This window comes from Enterobacter sp. MGH 33, assembly GCF_000534535.1.
Classification (GTDB): domain Bacteria; phylum Pseudomonadota; class Gammaproteobacteria; order Enterobacterales; family Enterobacteriaceae; genus Enterobacter; species Enterobacter hormaechei_C.
Genome location: NZ_KI973212.1, coordinates 4,242,327 through 4,261,292, shown reverse-complemented (window position 1 = coordinate 4,261,292; position 18,966 = coordinate 4,242,327). Strand labels below are relative to the sequence as shown.

Below are 18,966 nucleotides of genomic sequence, written 5' to 3'. Positions count from 1 at the left end.
GAAACAACGTTTTCATTCTATGCCGACTCGATAACAAAAAAGTATATTTTCTGCGGTATCTGCCGATAAAGAGGGTAGTACTCGCCTCTGGGCGAATTCACCCTCACGGCAAGGAATACTCAATGAAGATGCTTCGTAATTTCACCATCCGTTTCGTCATGCTGACGATACTGGGGATCTTTTGTGTCATGTGGGCAGGCGTGGGGCTTTACAGCACCTGGTCTCTGTCTCGTGTTTCTGATGGTAATGATGTTGACCGCCAGCTGGTCCGGCAAATGACGGTGCTGAGCCAGGGCAACGATCAGTATTTCCGTTTCGTCACCCGCCTGAGCCGGGCGATGGAAGTTAAAGCGGCGGGCGGCACGCCGGACCTGGCTCCTGCTCAGCAGGCGCTGGATAACATGAGTAAAAAGCTGGCAGAGATGAAAGCTATCTCTCCGGGCCCGATGGATGAAAAGGTGTCTGCGCAGGTGATTTCCACCTGGCAGGCGCTGCTCGATCGTGGCGTGACGCCGCAGATGGCGCAGGCGAAGCAGGCGACGCTCGAAGGCTATCGTCAGCATGCCAACAACGTCACGCCGCCGCTAAGCCGTGCATTCGGGTCAGCGGCTGAGAACTTTAACAACACCGCGGCGAAGGCGCTCGACAGCACGCGCGTGGTGGTCGACGGCCTCACCAGCATGACCCGGACGGTGATTATCACCGCCACGATCGTGGGTCTGTTGATCCTGCTGTTCACCGACCGCTACCTGGTGGCGATACTGGTAAAACCGCTGGATCGTATCCGTCAGCAGTTCCGTCAGATTGCGCAGGGCGATCTCAGCCAGCCGATTGAATCCTTTGGCCGCAACTGCGTGGGGCAACTGGTGCCGCTGCTGAGCGCCATGCAGGACAGCCTGCGGGAAGCGGTCAGCACGATTCGTTCCGGCAGCGAGAATATCTGGCGCGGGGCAACGGAGATCTCCAGCGGGAATAACGATCTCTCTTCGCGTACCGAAGAGCAGGCCGCCGCGCTGGAAGAGACCGCGGCCAGCATGGAGCAGCTAACCGCAACGGTGAAGCTGAACGCCGAAAGCGCGCGGCAGGCCAGCCAGCTTGCGGATGTCGCCTCCAGTACGGCCAGCCGCGGCGGCTCGCTGGTGGAAGATGTGGTCACAACCATGAGCGGCATTTCGGACAGCTCGAAAAAAATCGCTGAAATCACTACCGTCATCAACAGCATCGCCTTCCAGACCAATATTCTGGCGCTGAACGCCGCGGTGGAAGCGGCCCGGGCCGGGGAGCAGGGGCGGGGCTTTGCGGTCGTGGCGGGTGAGGTGCGTAATCTGGCCAGCCGCAGCGCGAATGCGGCAAAAGAGATCGAAGGGCTGATTGCAGATTCCGTTGCCCGCGTGGAGCAGGGGGCGCAGCTGGTGAACGATACCGGCACCACGATGGAAGCGATCCTGCGCGACGTGACGGAAGTGACCGTCATTATGAAGCAGATCGCCACCGCGTCAGAGGAGCAGAGCAAAGGTATTTCTCAGGTCGGCGTTGCCATCACGCAGATGGACGGCGTGACCCAGCAGAACGCCTCGCTGGTGGAGCAGGTTTCCGCCGCCGCCGCCGCACTTGAACGGCAGACCGAAGAACTCCAGCGCTCAGTGCAGAAATTCCGTCTCACCGCGTAACCTCTCGTGTCAGGCCGTCTCTGGCGGCCTGACGTTTATCGCTCTGAATAATCTGTGTCACCTGCGACAGCTGACCAATTTTCACTTCACTTGCCCGCATAAATTTACTTTTGTCGATCAGCAGCAGCGACTGGCTGGCGCGGTTTAACAGCAGCGCCTTAAAGCCCGCGTTGTGCTCGGACGGATCCCAAAGGACGCCATGCTCATCGACCCCTTCACACGAGAAGATGAACAGATCGATCTCCAGCCCTTTTAGCTGCGTCACCAGCGCCGGGTTAACATAGCAGCGATACTTACGCTCAAGCGTTCCGCCGGAGCAGATAAGCGTGATCCGCTCGCGCTTTGCCATCTCGTGGCAGATAGGCAGACTGTTGGTAAATACGGTGAGGTTGATGTCCGGCAACTGGCGCGCCAGATGAAAGCAGGTTGAGCTGGCGTCGAGGGCGATGGTCATCCCTTCGCTGATCCAGCCCAGCGCGTGGCGGGCAATATCGGCTTTGTCGGCATAATGGCTTTTCAGGCGTGCGCCAAAGGGTTCACCGCTGTCGCGGCTGTCCGGGTGAATCAGACGCGCGCGCCCGTGCTGGCGCAGAAGCTTCCCCTGCTGCTGCAACGACTTCAGATCCCGGCGGATGGTCTCTTTGCTGACGGAGAGCTTTTCAGCCAGCACATCGGTAGTCAGCCAGTCGCTTTTACTCAGCAAGGTGATAAGACTCTGCTGTCGGGTCGCTTTTAGCGTCTGGTCTGACATACGAGGCTCCTTGCGCACGCGTGCTGACGCATTTTTCTCATCGCGGAAGAAGGGCGGCGAACCGCCCGGTCATGGATCAACCCTGACGTTTATCTTCCGTCTGGGTATCGAAGTCGCTTGCTGAATGACGCTCATGTAACTGCTCGTTCAGCTCGCCGTTGGTACGGTTAACAATGCGCCCGCGTTTAACGGCCGGACGATTCGCCACATCTTTTGCCCAGCGCTGCACGTTGGTGTACTTCCCGGCATCCAGGAACTCGGCGGCGTTATACACGCTGCCCAGCGCCACGCAGCCAAACCATGGCCAGACTGCCATATCCGCAATGGTATATTCCTCACCCGCTACGTAACGACCGCGCGCCAGCTGTTTGTCCAGCACGTCGAACAGGCGTTTAGCTTCCATGGTGAAGCGATCGATAGCGTACTCAATCTTCACCGGTGCGTAGTTATAGAAGTGGCCAAAACCGCCGCCGAGGAACGGGGCCGCGCCCTGTAACCAGAACAGCCAGTTCAGGGTTTCCGTTCGTCCTGCCGGATCTTTTGGCAGGAAGTGACCAAATTTCTCGGCCAGGTAGAGCAGGATATTGCCGGATTCAAAGACGCGCGTCGGCGGGGTGGTCGAGTGGTCACGCAGGGCCGGGATCTTCGAGTTCGGGTTCACGTCGACAAAACCGCTGGAGAACTGATCGCCCTCACCAATGCGGATTAACCATGCGTCGTATTCCGCGCCCGTCACGCCCAGCGCCAGCAGCTCTTCCAGCATGATGGTAACTTTCTGTCCATTCGGCGTACCGAGAGAGTACAGCTGGAGCGGGTGCGCGCCCACAGGTAGCTCTTTCTCATGCGTCGCGCCCGAGACGGGACGGTTGATGTTGGCGAACGCGCCGCCGTTATTCTGTTTCCATTCCCACACTTTCGGTGGCTGATAGGTGTTATCTGACATGTTGGCCTGCCTTTTTGGTGTTGTGTTGAGGCAGTGTAGCAGGAGATGCAGGAACCGTTTAACGATGCGAGCGTAATGGGCAGGGCGGGTGTATGATAACGCCACCTCTGTCAGTTAATTACAACGTGCAGACGACGACAACCCCACAAAAAAATTGCCGCCTGCCTGTTTTAGGTTGGACACATGCGTAAAGGAACGTTAAGCAGTGACGCACCCTTCGGGACGTTATTAGGTTATGCGCCGGGTGGCGTGGCGATTTACTCTTCAAATTACGGCAGTCTCGATCCGCGTCACTACCCGGAAGACGCGGAATTCCGCAGCTATATCGGCAACGAATACATGGGCCATAAATGGCAGTGCGTTGAGTTTGCGCGCCGTTTCCTGTTTCTCAATCACGGGTTTGTTTTTACCGACGTCGGGATGGCGTGGGAGATCTTCTCCCTGCGTTTTTTGCGCCAGGTGGTAAACGACAATATTTTGCCGCTACAGGCCTTTGCTAATGGCTCAAAACGCGCGCCGCAGGCCGGTGCGCTGCTCATCTGGCAAAAGGGCGGTGAGTTTCATGAAACCGGCCACGTCGCCGTCATTACCCAGCTGCTGGATGACAGAGTGCGCATTGCCGAGCAGAACGTTATTCACTCCCCGCTGCCGATGGGGCAGCAGTGGACGCGCGAGCTGCGTCTGAGCGTGGAGGACGGTTGCTATACGCTTCATGACACGTTCAACGATACCGAGATCCTCGGGTGGATGATCCAGACGGAGGAGACGGAACACAGTATTCCTCAGCCGGAGATCGACGGTGAACTGCTGAAAATCAGCGGCGCGCGATTGAAGAACAACCGTCAGTTCGACGGAAAATGGCTCAATGAAAACGACGCCCTGCAACAGGCGTACGTTCGCGCCAACGGCCACGTTATCAACAACGATCCCTGCCAGTACTTCACCATTACCGAAAGCGCCGAGCAGGAGCTGATCAAAGCCACCAACGAACTGCATCTGATGTACCTTCATGCCACCGACAAGGTGCTGAAAGACGACAGCTTACTCGCGCTTTTCGACATCCCGAAAATTCTCTGGCCGCGTCTGCGTCTCTCCTGGCAGTGGCGTCGTCACCATATGATCACCGGTCGTATGGATTTCTGCATGGATGAACGCGGCATCAAGGTTTACGAGTACAACGCGGATTCCGCCTCCTGCCATACCGAGGGCGGGCTCATTCTTGAAGAGTGGGTGAAAAACGGCTATCGCGGCACCGGCCACAATCCGGCGGAAGGCTTGCTGGAGGAGCTGACCGGCGCATGGAAGCACAGCCACGCTCGGCCGTTCGTCCATATCATGCAGGACAACGATACCGAAGAGGATTACCACGCGCTCTTTATTCAGCGCTCGCTGATCCAGGCCGGGTTTGAAACCAAAATCCTGCATGGACTGGGGGCGCTGAGCTGGGATGCCGCCGGGCAACTGATTGATGATGAAGGCCGTCACGTCAACTGCGTATGGAAAACCTGGGCGTGGGAAACGGCGATTGAGCAGATCCGCGAGGTGAGCGAAACCGAGTACGCCGCCGTGCCTATCCGCACCGGTCACCCGCAAGGTGAAGTCCGCCTGATTGACGTCCTGCTGCGCCCGGAAGTGCTGGTCTTTGAACCGCTGTGGACGGTGATCCCAGGTAACAAGGCGATCCTGCCGGTGCTGTGGCAGCTGTTCCCGAACCACCGTTACCTGCTGGATACCGATTTTGAGGTCAACGATCTGCTCAAACGGACCGGTTATGCCGTTAAACCGATCGCCGGACGCTGCGGGAGCAATATCGATCTGATCGGCGCCCAGGACGAACTGCTGGACCAGTCCAGCGGCAAGTTTGTTGACCGCAAAAATATCTACCAGCAGCTATGGTGCCTGCCGAAAGTTGACGGCAGATACATTCAGGTCTGCACCTTTACCGTGGGCGGGAACTATGGCGGAACCTGTCTGCGCGGGGATGACTCGCTGGTGGTGAAGAAAGAGAGCGATATTGAACCGCTGATTGTGGTGAAAGATAAATAACGTCTCCCTGTTATAAAAACGCCCCCGCAGGGCATGTTGCGGGGGCGTTTCATTACTGCTCTTCCTCTTCCTGCTGCTCGCTGATCTTCAAATCAATGATCCGGCCAATCTGGTCATGGTAAACCGTCAGCAGGTTGTACTGGCTCATCTCGGACATAATTTGCGGCGTGACGTTAAAACTTTGGGCAAGCTCGTCATGGCGCAACATTTCCGGATGACGCCGCCTCACATGCGCGCGGCGGCGATTGTACTGATACCACAGGATCAGCAGCCAGCCGTTGAACGCGGCAATCAGCAGATAGACCAGCACCGTATTAAAAGAGGCGATAATCACGCTCCAGCGGTGATCGCCCTCCTCGGTTAACTGCATCCACAGCCTGGCGTAAAGGAAAAACAGGAATCCTCCCCAGGCTATCAGCGTTAATGCGGCATCGAAAAGACGCGGTGCCAGCCGCTGTTCAGTCAAAATTAACGTATTCTCGTTCATTGAATGCTCCCTTTACCCCGGTCCGGACTGATCCAGCGCGCGCGGGCGCGTTTACGTTTAAGCATGACTTTCGGAAATGCCACGAGGGTGGTAAACAGGCCAATCATCCAGTACACCATCGGGAACCAGATTACCCAGAACAGCGAGCCTGCCACTTTCCGCTCGTAGCGCCGCTCGATATACAAACTGACGAGGAATTGCAGCAGGCACATCACACCCAGCAGCAGCCCGGTAAACGCCGGGGGAAACAGGCTCGCAACGGCCAGGTTCGCGGGAAGAGGGATAATATGGCTGAGAATGAACAACACCACGGTTGCCCCATAGGCAAACGCCCACAGCGTTGATAGCGCGTACTCAAGAAACAGGGGCCACATGCGATGATGCTCCCAGCGGGCCATCTTGCGCAGGTTAACCAGAAACACCTCTGCCCCCCCCTGCGCCCAGCGCAGACGCTGTTTCCACAGCCCCTTTAGCGTCTCCGGCATCAGGATCCAGCACAGTGCCCGCGGCTCGAAAAAGATATCCCAGTGGCGAAGCTGAAGCTTCCAGCTTATGTCGATATCCTCTGTGATCATGTCCGGGCTCCAGTACCCGACATCCGCCAGCGCCTGTCGGCGAAAGGCGGCGATGACGCCGGAGACGGTAAAGACCCGGCCATAGATCCGCTGCGTTCGCTTGATAAGGCCAATAATGGAAGAAAACTCGCCCACCTGAATGCGGCCAATCAGCGTTGAGCGCGTGCGAATACGCGGATTCCCGGTGACGGCCCCAACGTGGGGATACTGAATCAGCGGTGCCACCAGATACGCCGCGGTGTCGCGGTCGAGCAGGGCGTCGCCGTCAATGCAGACCAGCAAATCGCCCCGGGCCGCCGCAGCGCCGGCCTTGAGCGCCACGGCTTTCCCCTGGTTCTCCGCGAGATTAATCACCCGCAGGCGCGGTTGCTCTCGCGCCAGCTGTTGCAGTACCTCCGCCGTGTTATCAGAAGAACCGTCGTTGATGGCGATAACTTCCACATTCCAGTACCGCTGACCCAGCGCGGCGCTAATGGTCTCCCGTGCGTTGCGTTCCTCATTGAAGCAGGGAATAAGAATCGAGATTAACGGCTCACCGGCTAAGGCGGGGGCGGGTGTTGCGTTATCCCACGACCAGTGCCGTTCAAGCTGAAACCAGAAATAGAGGCCGCCGGTTACCCAGAGCACGGACATAAACAGCGGCCAGAAAAAGACAAAGTCCAGAATCAGTTCGCCGGTAAACAGCGCGGCTACGCCTAACGGCAACCCGAATACCAGACACAAAATAGAGAAGGCGATAATGCGATCAGTCATTGTCAGGATACCAGTACGAAGAAAATTCAGGTCTGATACGTGAGATATCAGGTTGGTTGTTGAGGAAGTCGTCGGGGTAATAACCGTAATTTTTGATGCCGTTCAGCTGGAGCACCCGCATCCACTCCATCAGACGTTCATCGGCTACGGCACGCTGCGGTTTCTGTGCCCAGTCCCTGGCCTGTAGCTCAAAAATCGTTTTATTCAGCGCGCCGGGGCGTGCGGCGACGGCTTTGACTAAACGCGTCAGCCAGGCATTGCTCTCTTCTGCCGGGACGGACTCCATCAGCGGCATTGCCATCGGCACCGTCCAGTCGTAGGCCGCCAGAAAATCATCGAGATTTTGCGCAAACCATGCCTCGCTTTCCGGCTCGAGAATGGGCAACGCGAACATGTTCCGCGCGGTTTTGATCTGCGGGCCACGGATGTTTTTCACCGCCTGGCTCAGGGTGCGTGTAAAGCCGATAAGTCGCTGACTCTTCTGTCGGGTCGTGTCCTGTCCTGCATCGTCAACGTCCGTCAGCACCGCGTCGTCATGAAATAAGATGCCATTGAAGCTGGCATAGCGGGCCAGATCTTCATAGATCTCCGTCACCTGCTGGCGAACCTGCGGACTCCAGGGGGAGAGCCTGATATAGGGCTCGGCGGCCACGGTCAACTCTCCCGTTTGACGATCCCGGCGCTGCACGCGCGGCAAGGCTGGACTGAGATCGAAAGAGAGAACCGGCATCCACGCGAAGACTTTCACTCCCGCGCGGGTTTGTAGCTGCCAGGCGACAAAATTAAAGAGATCGGCCCGGACCGGGAGCCGACGGTTGGGGAAATAGAGCGCATCGATCCTGCCGTCGCCCCGCGGATCCGAAAACGCCTGGAGAAACACATGGCTGATTTTCATGTCGTAGACCCGCTGGACGAGTTTGTTGATGTTTTTCGTCTGCTGGGCCGGATCGGGATCGTAGACGTAATCGAGATCAACATGCATGACGCGCACCGGGTCAAACTCCTGAACGCGGCTAATCGTGTTGGCAAAGGTTTTTATCGACGGATTTCCGGCGATCAGCAGGCGCGGGATGTTGCCGAGGTCGCGCACGTTTCCCAGCCCGTCCTCCAGGGTAAAGGCCAACTGATAGCCCTGTTTTTGGGCGATAGCGAGCGACGTACCGTTGGCAGCCCCATAGGGCCACACCCAGGCACGCGGCGCTTTTCCCGTCACCTGGGTGATTTTATCGGTGACTTTGCGTACGTCTGCGGCGATCCGCTGGTTGAAGTGTTCATCGGTTTCGTAATGCCCCGTCGCGTTATCGAAAAAACGGTTGGCGATGGCGGGTTCACGGCTTCCCTGCGGGTTGGCCGGAATGCCGTAATGCGAGGCCCAGGTATGCGAGCCAATCTCAATCAGCGGGGACTGGCTGAGCTCGTGAACCATATCCCAGGTGGCAAAGCGATCGCGGGGCGTCATCAGACCGCCGAAGTTAACTTTTTGATTTGCCGGCGTATCCACCCAACTGCCCACCGGCGCCCACAGCGCAGGAACGTTCCAGGCCTGAAGCAGAGGCCAGACCCGGGTGTAAAAGCTGCTGTAGCCGTCGTCAAAGCTGAGCAAAACGGCTTTCGGCGGCAGCGCTTTTTTCCCTTCATGCGCATCCAGAATGTCCTGCACGCTGATGGCGTGATAGCCGTTGTGCAAAAGCCAGCTTATCTGCTCGTTTAACGCGCTGGTGCGAACGGAGAGGTAGCGCTGATCGGCGGCATCATCTTCAACGTCGTGGTAGGCCAGGACCAGAAACTGATTCTCCGGCCAGGGTTTGCTGGCCTCCAGCTGCGGCCTCTCTTCAGGGGCCATAAAGGATAGCGGCTGCGCGCAGAGGCTCGCGCTGAGGCAGAGCCAGCCGATGACGATCAGGCTTACAGAAAAACGTGTGTTCAGCATATTCATCCTTAAAAGCGTAAAGTCGCATCTAACGTGACGGAGAGATTGCTCTCGCGTTTGCCGTCGTAAGGGCGCTTATCCCAGTTCAGCATCACGCCAGTATCGACAACGTTGTTCCACTGGATGCGTTGCCCGTAACCCAGCAGGGTAACGGCACCCGCGGACTGATTTTTCTGCCAGTAGCTGCCCCCTCCTGCCACGAACTGCTGGCTCCAGAGGGTGTCGTAGTGGCGGTACATCTCATGGTCAACGGACAGGGCAGCCGTCACGGACAGATCCCGTGCCGGGTTGTAATAGAGCGTATTCCGCAGGCTGTTTTTACTGGCGGCGATCCCCGGTTCGAGATCCAGCGTCAGGGTCGGGGTCTGCCAGAGACGCTCTTTCCCAGAGAGGGTGTATTCCTGACGGCGGTTGTGGTCTGAGAAGCGGCTGACGGCGGCGTTGAACTGGTATTCACGTCGCTCGTTTTGATACCAGCGCACCCCACCTTCACCCCGGTTGGCGCTGATCCCATTGCGTAATGCCCGTAAGGGTGTGGCGCGTGACAAGCGTTCGAGGTTACCGCTGACCTGCCAGTGATCACTCAGGCTGTAGGTTGTTGAGAGCCGTGCGCCCGGCCTGTTTGTACCGTGATAGCGGTTGCTGGAGAGCTCGGCTTCGAGCGTGAGGTCACGGGGGCGCCACTCAACGCCGCCCAGCAGGTGGCGGCTGATGCCTTTACCTTCGTCGAAATTCCCCTGGGCATAGCGGGCGCCGGCAAACAGCCGCCAGTTATCCGCCACGGGCGGGCCATAGAGCGTGGCGTCCCAGCTCATATCGTGGCTACCGCTGACGGGGTTATCTGAGTGCAATCCTTTACCCGCATTCAGACGCAGCTCAGACATGTGGTGGACCGCTCTGAGCCTGTCCAGGCGACGGGCGCTGCGATCGGCGGGGGCGCGAGCAATCACGTCAGCAGCCAGTAAATCCATCTGGCGCCACTCCTGAAGGTCCATTGCGACGTAAGCCTGCTGTTTTTCAAGCTCCAGATTCGCGGGTTCAAGCGCCTCTGCTCGTTTAAGCTTTTGCTCGGCCGCGCGCGGCAGGCCTCTGGCCTGAAGCAGGGCGGCATAATCAATCTGTAACCCCTGATTTCCCGGCGCCGTTGATGCCAGACGATACGACAGCTTTTCGGCCTCCGGCAGGGCGTTGGTCGCCAGCAAATAGTTAAGTTTGAGAGACTGTCCGGTGAGCCACCGATCGTTCGGCTGAGCGGTCGGGGATCCGAAATCGTAGCGGGTCCAGGGAACGCTGCGGGTCTCGCGCTCAACGTAGTGGCGGGCGGTCTGATACTGCCCCGTATCCAGCCAGGCGTAGAAAAGCGCATGCTCCTCATCCTGCGGATCGGAGGCGTAGTGTGGATAGCGTTGCACAAGCGAGAAGGCGGCGACGGTGTTTTTCTCCTGCAAATATGCCGAGATCACCCAGCCGATGGCCCAGTCCGGTACCGGATGCTGTGCGGCCGTCAGCGCCTCATATTCGCTAATGACCTGCCGGTAATTACCCTGCGCATACAGGGCGCCAAGCCGATCGATACGTGCAAGGACGACGTCTTCAGCCGCCTGCGGTTCGTTTTGCCAGCGGGAAAGCAGGGCGTGATAGCGATCTAACGCGTTTTGTGCCAGCCGCAGGCGCTCTTTCTCCGTTCTGCCAGGCACATCCGCCAGGCGTACCCTTTCAGCCGCGGTGTTACGCTCAAGGCGGCGGCGCTCCGCGGGAGACATCGCCGCGCTTTGCGACAGCCAGAGTGCAGGCATGCTTACCCGGTTTTCCGTTAACGCATCGATCGTCTCGCGAAGAAGGGCATTATTCCCGGGAGCGGCGTTCAGTGCGCGCATGTCCGCCAGCAGCCGGTCCCCGTTTTTTCCCTGGCGCATCCAGACATAGGAGAGCGTCTCAAGGTGCGCGGGAGAAGGATTGTCCTTAACCAGCCGCCGGGCTTCCGAAAGCGCGAGGCGATCTCTGCGGGCATCGGCCAGGGTCTTAACATAGCCGATGCGGTAATCGTCGTTATCCGGCGCAAGGCTGAGCGCCTCTTTCCACAGCGATAAGGCGGATGGCCAGGCTTTTTGGTTTCTTCTGGATTGGGCGACAGCAGCGATGGCGCGAGCGGGCAGCGGCATATAAATACCATAACGCTGCCAGACCCGGATAACCTCATCATCGCGTCCTGCCCAGGAGGCTACCTGTAACCAGTCCGCAACCTGTCCGGGTGTTAAAGCATGCTGTTGCTCATAGCGCTGTAGGTAATCAAGAAACAGAGCGTAATTACCGTTACGTGCCTGTTGTATCTGATGCTCATAAACGGATTCATCAGCCTGAACCAGAACAGGAAAGAGTAAAAGCAGGAGCAATAATATTGTGGTGCGATAAAAGAATAACGTAGTGAAGCTAAGCGATCTTTCCATATCTATTTGCCATTTGTTTATCGTGAATCCATTGCATAACACGGCCGCCTTTTAACTCTGTGTTAAAGGGCATAAAGGAGAACATTAAATCTGAATGATGCTACGTTATGGGGTACTTACTTAAAGGTAATTATGAGCCCTCATCTCAGTGGTCTGATTGGGCTTAATGTACACCCGATATGTTGGGGGATAAATAAGTTGAAAAGCGGCTGGGAGGTTTTGAGATAATTCTGGAAGAAGTAAGTTTTTTAGATAATTCAGTGCAGGATTGTTCTTTTTAACTGATTGATGTTAAATGTTTTTTCTTTTGCTGCTTCCTGTTTTTTTATATTAGAAATGAAGTTCTGCTGAGTTAATTAAAGTACTTTCTGGTGCATGTTTGGGAAGTTTCATGACAAAAATTCTTAATGTTCAGAGAAGTGACTTTTCTGAAATTCTTTTTTATTTATAATTAACGCCAGGCATTGAGTGATAGTCTACAAAAAGTCTAGCTCACCAATGTCATATTGAGGGATGATCAAAGCCAGAAAACATTTGCCGTTAATGTAAAACGCTATAAACGAAAGCGTTCTTGTTTCTTAAGAGGCGGGCTTGCTTTAATCTAAAAGGGATGGTTAGTGGCGACTTCAATAGTGTTAGTGACTCAGGATTGTTTCCTTGTCAGGGGGATGCGGCTATTTTTCCCGGATATAATTTGCCTCAGTTCGATAGACAGAAACATATTTGATACCGACGCAAATGAATATACTGTACTGATTGATAGCCGTACGCCGCTCCGTTTATATGATTACCTGATACGCCATCCGGCCAGAACGAGAAAAACGATCTGCTGCGTTATGCTGGATATGCGTCCTCGAGAGGAGGATCTTCTCAGTATGAAGCTGTTTATGAACACGTCGCTTACGGCTCCGGATATGGCGTCGTTATTCAATCTGGTGCTTGATATGAAAGGCAGGCGTCTGACAACCAAATGGCTGCTTAACTTACGGCTGAGTCGACACGAAGCGATAATGATCAGGTTGCTGAAGGCAGGGAGGTCAATGGAAGAGATTGCAGATAAGCTGAATATGTCGGTTAAAAGCCTCTATCGCAAGCGAACGGTGCTGTCGGAGCGGTTAGGAGCAGGTAACTTCAACGAGGCGTGTTTGTTTATCTTTAAAAACAAACTGCTGGACGTGGTTGGGAACGATCCCTAGCTTTGTCAGAAGCCAAAAGCAGAAACCCGCCACGAGGGCGGGTTCTTTTAATGGAAATAATTCAGAACGACCAGCGCAGATTGGCGTTAACAGAGTTGACGCGGGTATCCGCACCATATTGTCCCTGGTAACCCACATCCAGCGTCGCAGCACGCGACAGCTGTACGCTCACGCCGATATCACCGACCATCACATCCTCATCCACGGCCTGTCCCTGAGTAATGAACGCGTCGCTGCCCGCAAACGCCATGCGCGAAGAGGTATTCTTATCGCCATAGGCGTGCTGCCAGCCCAACGAACCGTAGAGGTTAACGTGCTTCGGCAACTCGGTCACACCGCGCAACCCGAGTGTCGTATAGAAGGTGTTCATCGTTTCGTTACGGACGCTCAGCGCAGCGGCACCGCCGTCTTCCCTGAAGCTGTCGGTATGCAGCCGGATGTACGATAAATTGACGAACGGCTCAATATTCCTGTCTGGCTGGCCGAAACGGTAGCCCGCTTCGGTGAACGCCAGCAGGGAGTTCGCGTCGTAATCTGACTTCAGCCGATCCGAGAAGCCGCTGAAATCAACATTGCGCTCGCCTTCGATCTTGTGCCAGGTGTAACCCAGCGCGCCGCGAAGGGAGAACGCATCCTGTTGACCCGCCGCATACAGACCAAGGTGATAGTTGTCGGTATCCGTTGAAGAGCGACGGCTGTCGACGTCATAATCACCCCGGCTGTAGCCGAAGTAGCCGCCGACACGCACGTTATGGTCCGCCAGTTTGCGATCTGCCCCCAGCAGGAAGCCGGTGGTGTTGCCGTCCAGCTTGCCCACGTTACCGTCGCCGCTGTTTCGGCTCCAGGAGCTGAAGGTCTGGCCCCAGACGCCATTGTTTTGCGGCTCCGGCTGCTGCACCAGCGACATGGCTAACGGTGGTATCGGCAGGCTGTCGTTATCAAACGCGCGCTGCATCCGCTGGTTTAACACGTTAAACACCTGCGTGCTGCCAGCGATCAGGTTGGACTGCATTGACGGATAAACTTCACCAGAAAGCTGGTTGAACGCCTCGCGCGCTTCCGGTGCGCTTAGCAGAAGCAGCGAGTTATACAGCGCCAGCGACGGGCCGCTTTGCGTCAGCGTGGAGAGCGCGCCAGCGGTATTCCACTGGTTGCTGCTTTGGGCCACGGTCTGGAAAATGCCCGGCTTGCCGCTGCCCGGGTTTTCACCTTCGGGGTTTTCACCACCAGGATTCTCACCGCCAGGATTTTCGCCTCCGGGGTTTTCACCACCAGGATTCTCACCGCCAGGGTTTTCGCCTCCGGGGTTTTCTCCTCCAGGATTCTCGCCACCGGTCTCTTTCTGCGCGATGGTCAGATCGACGGCGTTGGTGCTTTGCTTAAGCGCCACGTCGAGGAAGGCGGATTTGGAGATCGCTCCGGCGAACTCACCGTCGATTCCCCCGTCGGAGGTCAAAATGCGGTAGCTTTGGCCCGTTTTATAGCTGGTTTGCGGATCCAGCGCGGTGATCTGTACCTTAGCCTGATTGCTGATGGTAGTTTTGCCCGATACCAGTAGCTGGTCGCTACGGCCATCTCCTGCGATATCCACGTCATAGAAGGATTCGCCGATAAAGTTCAGATAGCGTTTCAGCGTCAACGTACCGATATTGCCGTCGCCGGGCGAGATATGTCCGCCGGACAGGATCTCGGTCTGGCCCAGCGTCCCGTTGCCGCCCAGCGTGCCGCCGGACTTGATTGACGCGGCGCTGCTATAACCCACCCCGTTGCTGACGTCTGAACCCGCCGTCGCGTTGAGGATCAGCGTGCCGCCGTTCTCCGCGCTAAGGGTCTGGACGTCAAAGATATCGTCTTCTGGCTGGGTATTAATATTGCTGGCAATGATGACTTTACCGCCCCGCGCGGTTACGTTCGCCTTGAGTGCGGAAAGATCGCCGTTCAGCGTCGTCTGCCCGGAGGTGTTGATCACATCACCTTCACCGCTCATCGTGTTGCTGAAGAGGTAATTTCCGTCGGTATGGTTGAAGTAGACATAGCTGCCGAACAGTCCGCCACGAAGGCTGATTGCCGTCTTCGCATCGAGGGTACCTGCGCCGCCCGCCGTGCCAAGCGTTGGCTCAGTTAAACCCGTGCCGGTGTCCATATTGCCGCGGCTGCCGATGATGAGCGCACCCCGGTTCGAGCCGGAACCCGATGTCCCCACGATCAGCGCATTGCTGCCAGCGGAAAATGAACCGCCGTCAATCACAGACAGCACGCCATTGCCATAATCGCCCACGCTCACGCTGCTGCCGCTGGTAAAGCGCGAGTCCTTGCCCGCAATAACCAGTTCGGCAGTTTTCCCTGCGCCGGAGACGCCCGCCACCTGCACGCCGCCAACGTTAACCACCCCGCCGTTCAGCACGTCCAGGTCGCCATAAAGCGTCAACGTACGGCCAACGTTCCACTGTGACCCGCTCCCCGTGACGATGGCTTTTGGGCTCAGCGTGTCGGTTTCACCCGGCCCGGTACCGTTGCCGATGCGCGCATCGTAAGCGGTGCTGAGCGACGCGCCGTCTTCAATCGCAAGCGTGGAGCGTGCGCCCAGATCGGTGCCTACACTGAGAAAATTACTGGTCACACGAGAGCCGGCACCCGTGGCGATTAGGTGGCTGTCGTAGCCGCGGGTGGTGCCGACAACGATCTCCTTTGCGCTCGCCAGCGCGCCCTCTTCGACTCGCAGGGTGCCGAGGCCAAGATTCAGGTCGCCGCGCAGGACGTACCGATCGTTCACCGCGTTAAGCTCAGCGTCTGGCCCACGGACCGTGACCACGCTTTCATAAATTTTGCCGTCGAACAGCCGACCGATATTGATGTTATAGGCGGTGATTTTGCCATTATCGATCAGCAGGTTTCCGCGTTGGTTACGTCCAACATAAACATCTCCGGTGTAACCCAGCGTTTCGGTAATACGCGACTCGCCATCAAAAAAGGCATCGGCTGCACGCGCGACATCGGCAGGTAAAAAAAGTAACAGCGGCGCGGAAAATAGAGCGAGGTAAAGTCTGGAAAGCGGTGTCTTAACCGCTAAAGAATGTGATGTAGAGTTATTCACGGGCTATCTCCGTACTCATTAGCATGATGTCAGGAACATCGTTTTTATATGAAAACTCAGATACGTCAGATAACGTAAAAGGCGTTATTTCAGTACGCCTTTTAATGCGGTGCTAATTATTTATGTGTGACAACTGGTGTACAGGTTGGCGCGCTCAGCGTCGGTGCAGATCCTAAAATTCCCGGCATCATCATCGATGAACAATCGAAAATACGCCCTTTTTCTGTCGTGGCGCGATAAGAGAGTTTTTGTCCTCCCAGTGCGTCCGGCTGGGCGCCATTAACGTTGGATACGGTTATTTCATCCGATGAGCCCAGTCCCAGCATTTTAGCGGTCTCCGCCTGTAGGAGTGGAATAGCCTGATCGGTTTTCAACGTGGAACAACCGGCTAGCATCAACGTAACGGTTAAAACGATTAGTGGTTTTTTCATAAATTATCCTTGATATCCAACCAGTTAATTTCACTGATTGTATTTATGTTTTCTTTTACCCAAATCAGCGAATAATATATTTCTCTTTCCTAATCGAAAAAACCCTCCTAAAGTAGGGTGGGTAGATAATAATTCATCTGTACTCTAAGATATGCGAAGGTAAAAGGAGGCTCCTTTGGGACAGAATTATGCGTTAGTCGTTGATGACCATCCATTGGTAGCAAGCGGCATCGCCAATTTTCTGATTACACATTGCCAGTTTAAGCAGGCGTGTGTGGTGACGAATGAGGATGATTGCTACCGCCAAATTAGGGATCATGGCCCGCCACGTTTGCTCGTAATCGATTTTTGGCTCTCTTCCGGAACGGCCCTGAAATTACTCAAAGAAGTAAAGCAACTTTACCCACAGGTACGACTCCTGGTGGTCAGCGGGGATGACAATAATGATATCTGGCGCAAAGTTAATGCCGCCGGGGGACACGGTTTTGTATTGAAAAGCGAGCCACCTGAGATGTTCTCGCGGGCCGTTTTCGCACTCACTGATAATCAGACATGGTTTCCTGAGGGAAACGAAATTTCCGTTAAGACGAATAATGAGAAGTTAAGTAAATTTAACTTAACGCCGCGACAAATAGACGTGTTAAATATGATTATGCGCGGCCTGCCAAATAAACGCATCGCCGCCCAGCTTTCAATTTCTGAGCCCACGGTCAAAGAACACATCAGCAATATATTGAAAAAGATAGGCGTTAACAGCCGGGTCGAAGCCATCACGCTTCTGCATGGCAAGCAGGAACCGTCGGAATGAGGTTTTTTCAGAGCTTACAAAATGATGGTATCTCTCCTCCGGCGCAGATCCGTTTGCTAAACAACACCTTTCTGCGGCTGGTATTTAGCTTTAGTGCAGTGCCCTTTGTTGGTATTCCTTTCGCCATCTGGATTTATATGCTTGGGGACGACCTCGGCCCAACGATTATCTGGATAATTATTTATCTGCTATGTGCCGTGGCGATACGAATATTGCACCGACGCTATCAGCGTGAAGCGAAAGAAAACGGTGAAAGGGACGTTCTGCGACGCTGGCTTCCGCGTATTAATAATATTGCCTTTATTCACGGGCTGGGAATTTCATCACTCTATTTAATTACGCCACAGACGCAGAATTTTGACTTTTTCCTGTTACTTAATATCAGCATTGCCGCCATCGTCGCCGCCAATGCGACGCATCTGACGCCTGTCATCAGTACCTTTACGCGTTTTTTCTTCGCCTCCTGGGGGGTGCTGAACCTCGGTATTATCTGGCGGCTGGATGAGTTGATGTTCATCGTGCTCATGCTGAATCTGCTTTACGGCTTCGCGATTTACCGCCATGCGTTAACTTCCCATGCGTTCTTTATTCAGCAAGCGCTGCTTGAGGAAAAAAGCTCACGCCTTGCGGAACAGTTTCGTCAGGCCAAAGAGGACGCGGAGCAGGCACTGCTGGATAAAAATCAGTTTCTGACCACCGCCAGTCACGATCTGCGCCAGCCCGTACACGCAATGGGCTTTCTGATCGAAGCCATCCTCCACCGAAACCGGGACGACAGCCTGACGCCGCAACTCCTTGACCTTCAGCAGAGCGTTCGCTCGGTGCATTTAATGCTCAATTCTCTGCTCGATCTGAGCAAAATAGAATCCGGGAATGTCCTCTCTGCCCCGACCAAAGTGGATATCGGTGCTCTGCTCGACTCGGTCATCACGCTGTTTCGTGAAGAGGCCAACAGCCGCGCGCTTAGGCTGTGTATCCGGCGGCCTAAACGCCGTATCGACGTGATGGGCGATCCGCTGCTGGTGCGACAGTCCCTGATTAACCTGATTCAAAACGCCCTTCGCTACACGCTCCAGGGCGGGGTGCTGGTCGCCATCCGACCGCGCGGTGACGAGTGTATGGTGGAGGTGTGGGACACGGGAGTCGGTATCGCCGATGAAGAGAAGGGCAAAATCTTCTCACCTTACTACCGCCCCGAGCTGGCATGGAAGATCGACAGCGCCGGACACGGGCTGGGGCTGGCCGTCGTTGCCCGTTGTGCCAAGCTCATGAAGGTAAAATACGGGATGCAATCCATTGAAGGTAAAGGCTCACGCTTCTGGATGCGCTTTATCCAATATGCTGGCGAAGATAGCGTGCTGGACACCCCGCCCGCCGCTGACAACACCGCCACGCCGGTACGCTATGCGCCGCTGCACGGTTCCTGCCTGGTCGTCGATGACGACCCGCTGGTGACGTCTGCCTGGGAGAGCCTGATGAGCGTCTGGGGAATCGACGTACGCTGTGCGGCCTCCGCTGAAGAAGCGTTTGCCATCATCGACGACGGCTTTACGCCGTTCGCCGTGCTGTGCGACCAGCGCCTGCGATCGGGCGAAAGCGGCTTCGACATCCTGAAAGCGCTTTTTGACCGTCTGCCGGATATGAGCGGCGCGATAGTCAGCGGCGAATTTAATTCACCGGTTCTGCTGGAGGCGGAGCAGGAGGGTTACCTGGTGCTTCGCAAGCCTCTTGAGCCGGCTAAACTGCATGCGCTGCTGACGCAGTGGTCGGGGTGTCATTAAGGGAATGCAGAAGTGTCGATTCTGGCGGGTTCAGAATGCAAAAACGGACCTCCG

The 18,966-nt window shown here is 55.9% G+C and carries 13 protein-coding genes; 5 read left to right on the top strand and 8 right to left on the bottom strand.

What is annotated here, in order from left to right; translation table 11 throughout:
* Positions 1 to 122: 122 nt before the first annotated feature.
* A complete protein-coding gene (locus L379_RS04240) occupies positions 123 to 1,670 on the top strand; it encodes a methyl-accepting chemotaxis protein (RefSeq protein ID WP_015571864.1) in 1,548 nt (515 codons plus the stop codon).
* Here L379_RS04240 and fucR read toward each other — a convergent pair.
* Positions 1,660 to 2,421, bottom strand: coding sequence for an L-fucose operon activator (gene fucR / locus L379_RS04245; protein ID WP_032655022.1), 762 nt, complete (start codon positions 2,419 to 2,421; stop codon positions 1,660 to 1,662). The two genes, L379_RS04240 and fucR, sit on opposite strands and share 11 nt — an antisense overlap.
* 76 nt (positions 2,422 to 2,497) lie before the next feature.
* Positions 2,498 to 3,364: a glutathione-dependent disulfide-bond oxidoreductase gene (gene yghU, locus L379_RS04250; RefSeq protein WP_003862465.1), complete on the bottom strand. Its 867-nt coding sequence runs from the start codon at positions 3,362 to 3,364 to the stop codon at positions 2,498 to 2,500.
* A 183-nt stretch (positions 3,365 to 3,547) separates the two neighbouring features.
* Between yghU and gss the strand changes: the two genes are divergently transcribed.
* Complete coding sequence (gene gss, locus L379_RS04255) at positions 3,548 to 5,410, top strand: bifunctional glutathionylspermidine amidase/synthase (protein WP_032655021.1); 1,863 nt, start codon at positions 3,548 to 3,550, stop codon at positions 5,408 to 5,410.
* A gap of 52 nt (positions 5,411 to 5,462) precedes the next feature.
* On the opposite strand, the gene pgaD is transcribed toward gss, so the two are convergent.
* From pgaD to pgaA, 4 genes are read right to left on the bottom strand one after another with little or no spacing between them, the layout of a single operon-like run.
* The gene (pgaD, locus tag L379_RS04260; protein ID WP_032655018.1) at positions 5,463 to 5,897 is read right to left on the bottom strand and encodes a poly-beta-1,6-N-acetyl-D-glucosamine biosynthesis protein PgaD; all 435 of its coding nucleotides are present in this window, start codon (positions 5,895 to 5,897) and stop codon (positions 5,463 to 5,465) included.
* Entirely contained in the window at positions 5,894 to 7,225 is a 1,332-nt protein-coding gene (gene pgaC, locus L379_RS04265) for a poly-beta-1,6-N-acetyl-D-glucosamine synthase (RefSeq protein ID WP_015571860.1), read from the bottom strand. Before pgaC ends, pgaD begins: the two co-directional genes overlap by 4 nt.
* Positions 7,218 to 9,155: a poly-beta-1,6-N-acetyl-D-glucosamine N-deacetylase PgaB gene (pgaB, locus tag L379_RS04270; RefSeq protein WP_032655016.1), complete on the bottom strand. Its 1,938-nt coding sequence runs from the start codon at positions 9,153 to 9,155 to the stop codon at positions 7,218 to 7,220. Before pgaB ends, pgaC begins: the two co-directional genes overlap by 8 nt.
* A gap of 8 nt (positions 9,156 to 9,163) precedes the next feature.
* Positions 9,164 to 11,602: a poly-beta-1,6 N-acetyl-D-glucosamine export porin PgaA gene (pgaA, locus tag L379_RS04275; protein WP_032655014.1), complete on the bottom strand. Its 2,439-nt coding sequence runs from the start codon at positions 11,600 to 11,602 to the stop codon at positions 9,164 to 9,166.
* Between the two features lie 668 nt (positions 11,603 to 12,270).
* On the opposite strand from pgaA, the gene L379_RS0124305 reads away from it, so the two are divergent.
* Positions 12,271 to 12,798, top strand: a complete 528-nt coding sequence (locus tag L379_RS0124305) for a helix-turn-helix transcriptional regulator (RefSeq protein ID WP_045324834.1) — start codon at positions 12,271 to 12,273, stop codon at positions 12,796 to 12,798.
* 61 nt (positions 12,799 to 12,859) lie between these two features.
* Here L379_RS0124305 and L379_RS04280 read toward each other — a convergent pair whose 3' ends face one another.
* The gene (locus L379_RS04280) at positions 12,860 to 15,892 is read right to left on the bottom strand and encodes an autotransporter outer membrane beta-barrel domain-containing protein (protein ID WP_032655011.1); all 3,033 of its coding nucleotides are present in this window, start codon (positions 15,890 to 15,892) and stop codon (positions 12,860 to 12,862) included.
* 116 nt (positions 15,893 to 16,008) lie between these two features.
* Complete coding sequence (locus tag L379_RS04285; RefSeq protein ID WP_017382737.1) at positions 16,009 to 16,323, bottom strand: lipoprotein; 315 nt, start codon at positions 16,321 to 16,323, stop codon at positions 16,009 to 16,011.
* 175 nt (positions 16,324 to 16,498) lie between these two features.
* Here L379_RS04285 and L379_RS04290 point away from each other — a divergent pair, with 175 nt between their 5' ends.
* Both L379_RS04290 and L379_RS04295 read left to right on the top strand, forming a co-directional pair.
* Complete coding sequence (locus L379_RS04290) at positions 16,499 to 17,131, top strand: response regulator transcription factor (RefSeq protein ID WP_017692678.1); 633 nt, start codon at positions 16,499 to 16,501, stop codon at positions 17,129 to 17,131.
* A complete protein-coding gene (locus L379_RS04295) occupies positions 17,128 to 18,912 on the top strand; it encodes a hybrid sensor histidine kinase/response regulator (RefSeq protein ID WP_015571857.1) in 1,785 nt (594 codons plus the stop codon). The genes L379_RS04290 and L379_RS04295 overlap by 4 nt, the downstream gene beginning before the upstream one ends.
* Positions 18,913 to 18,966: the final 54 nt, after the last annotated feature.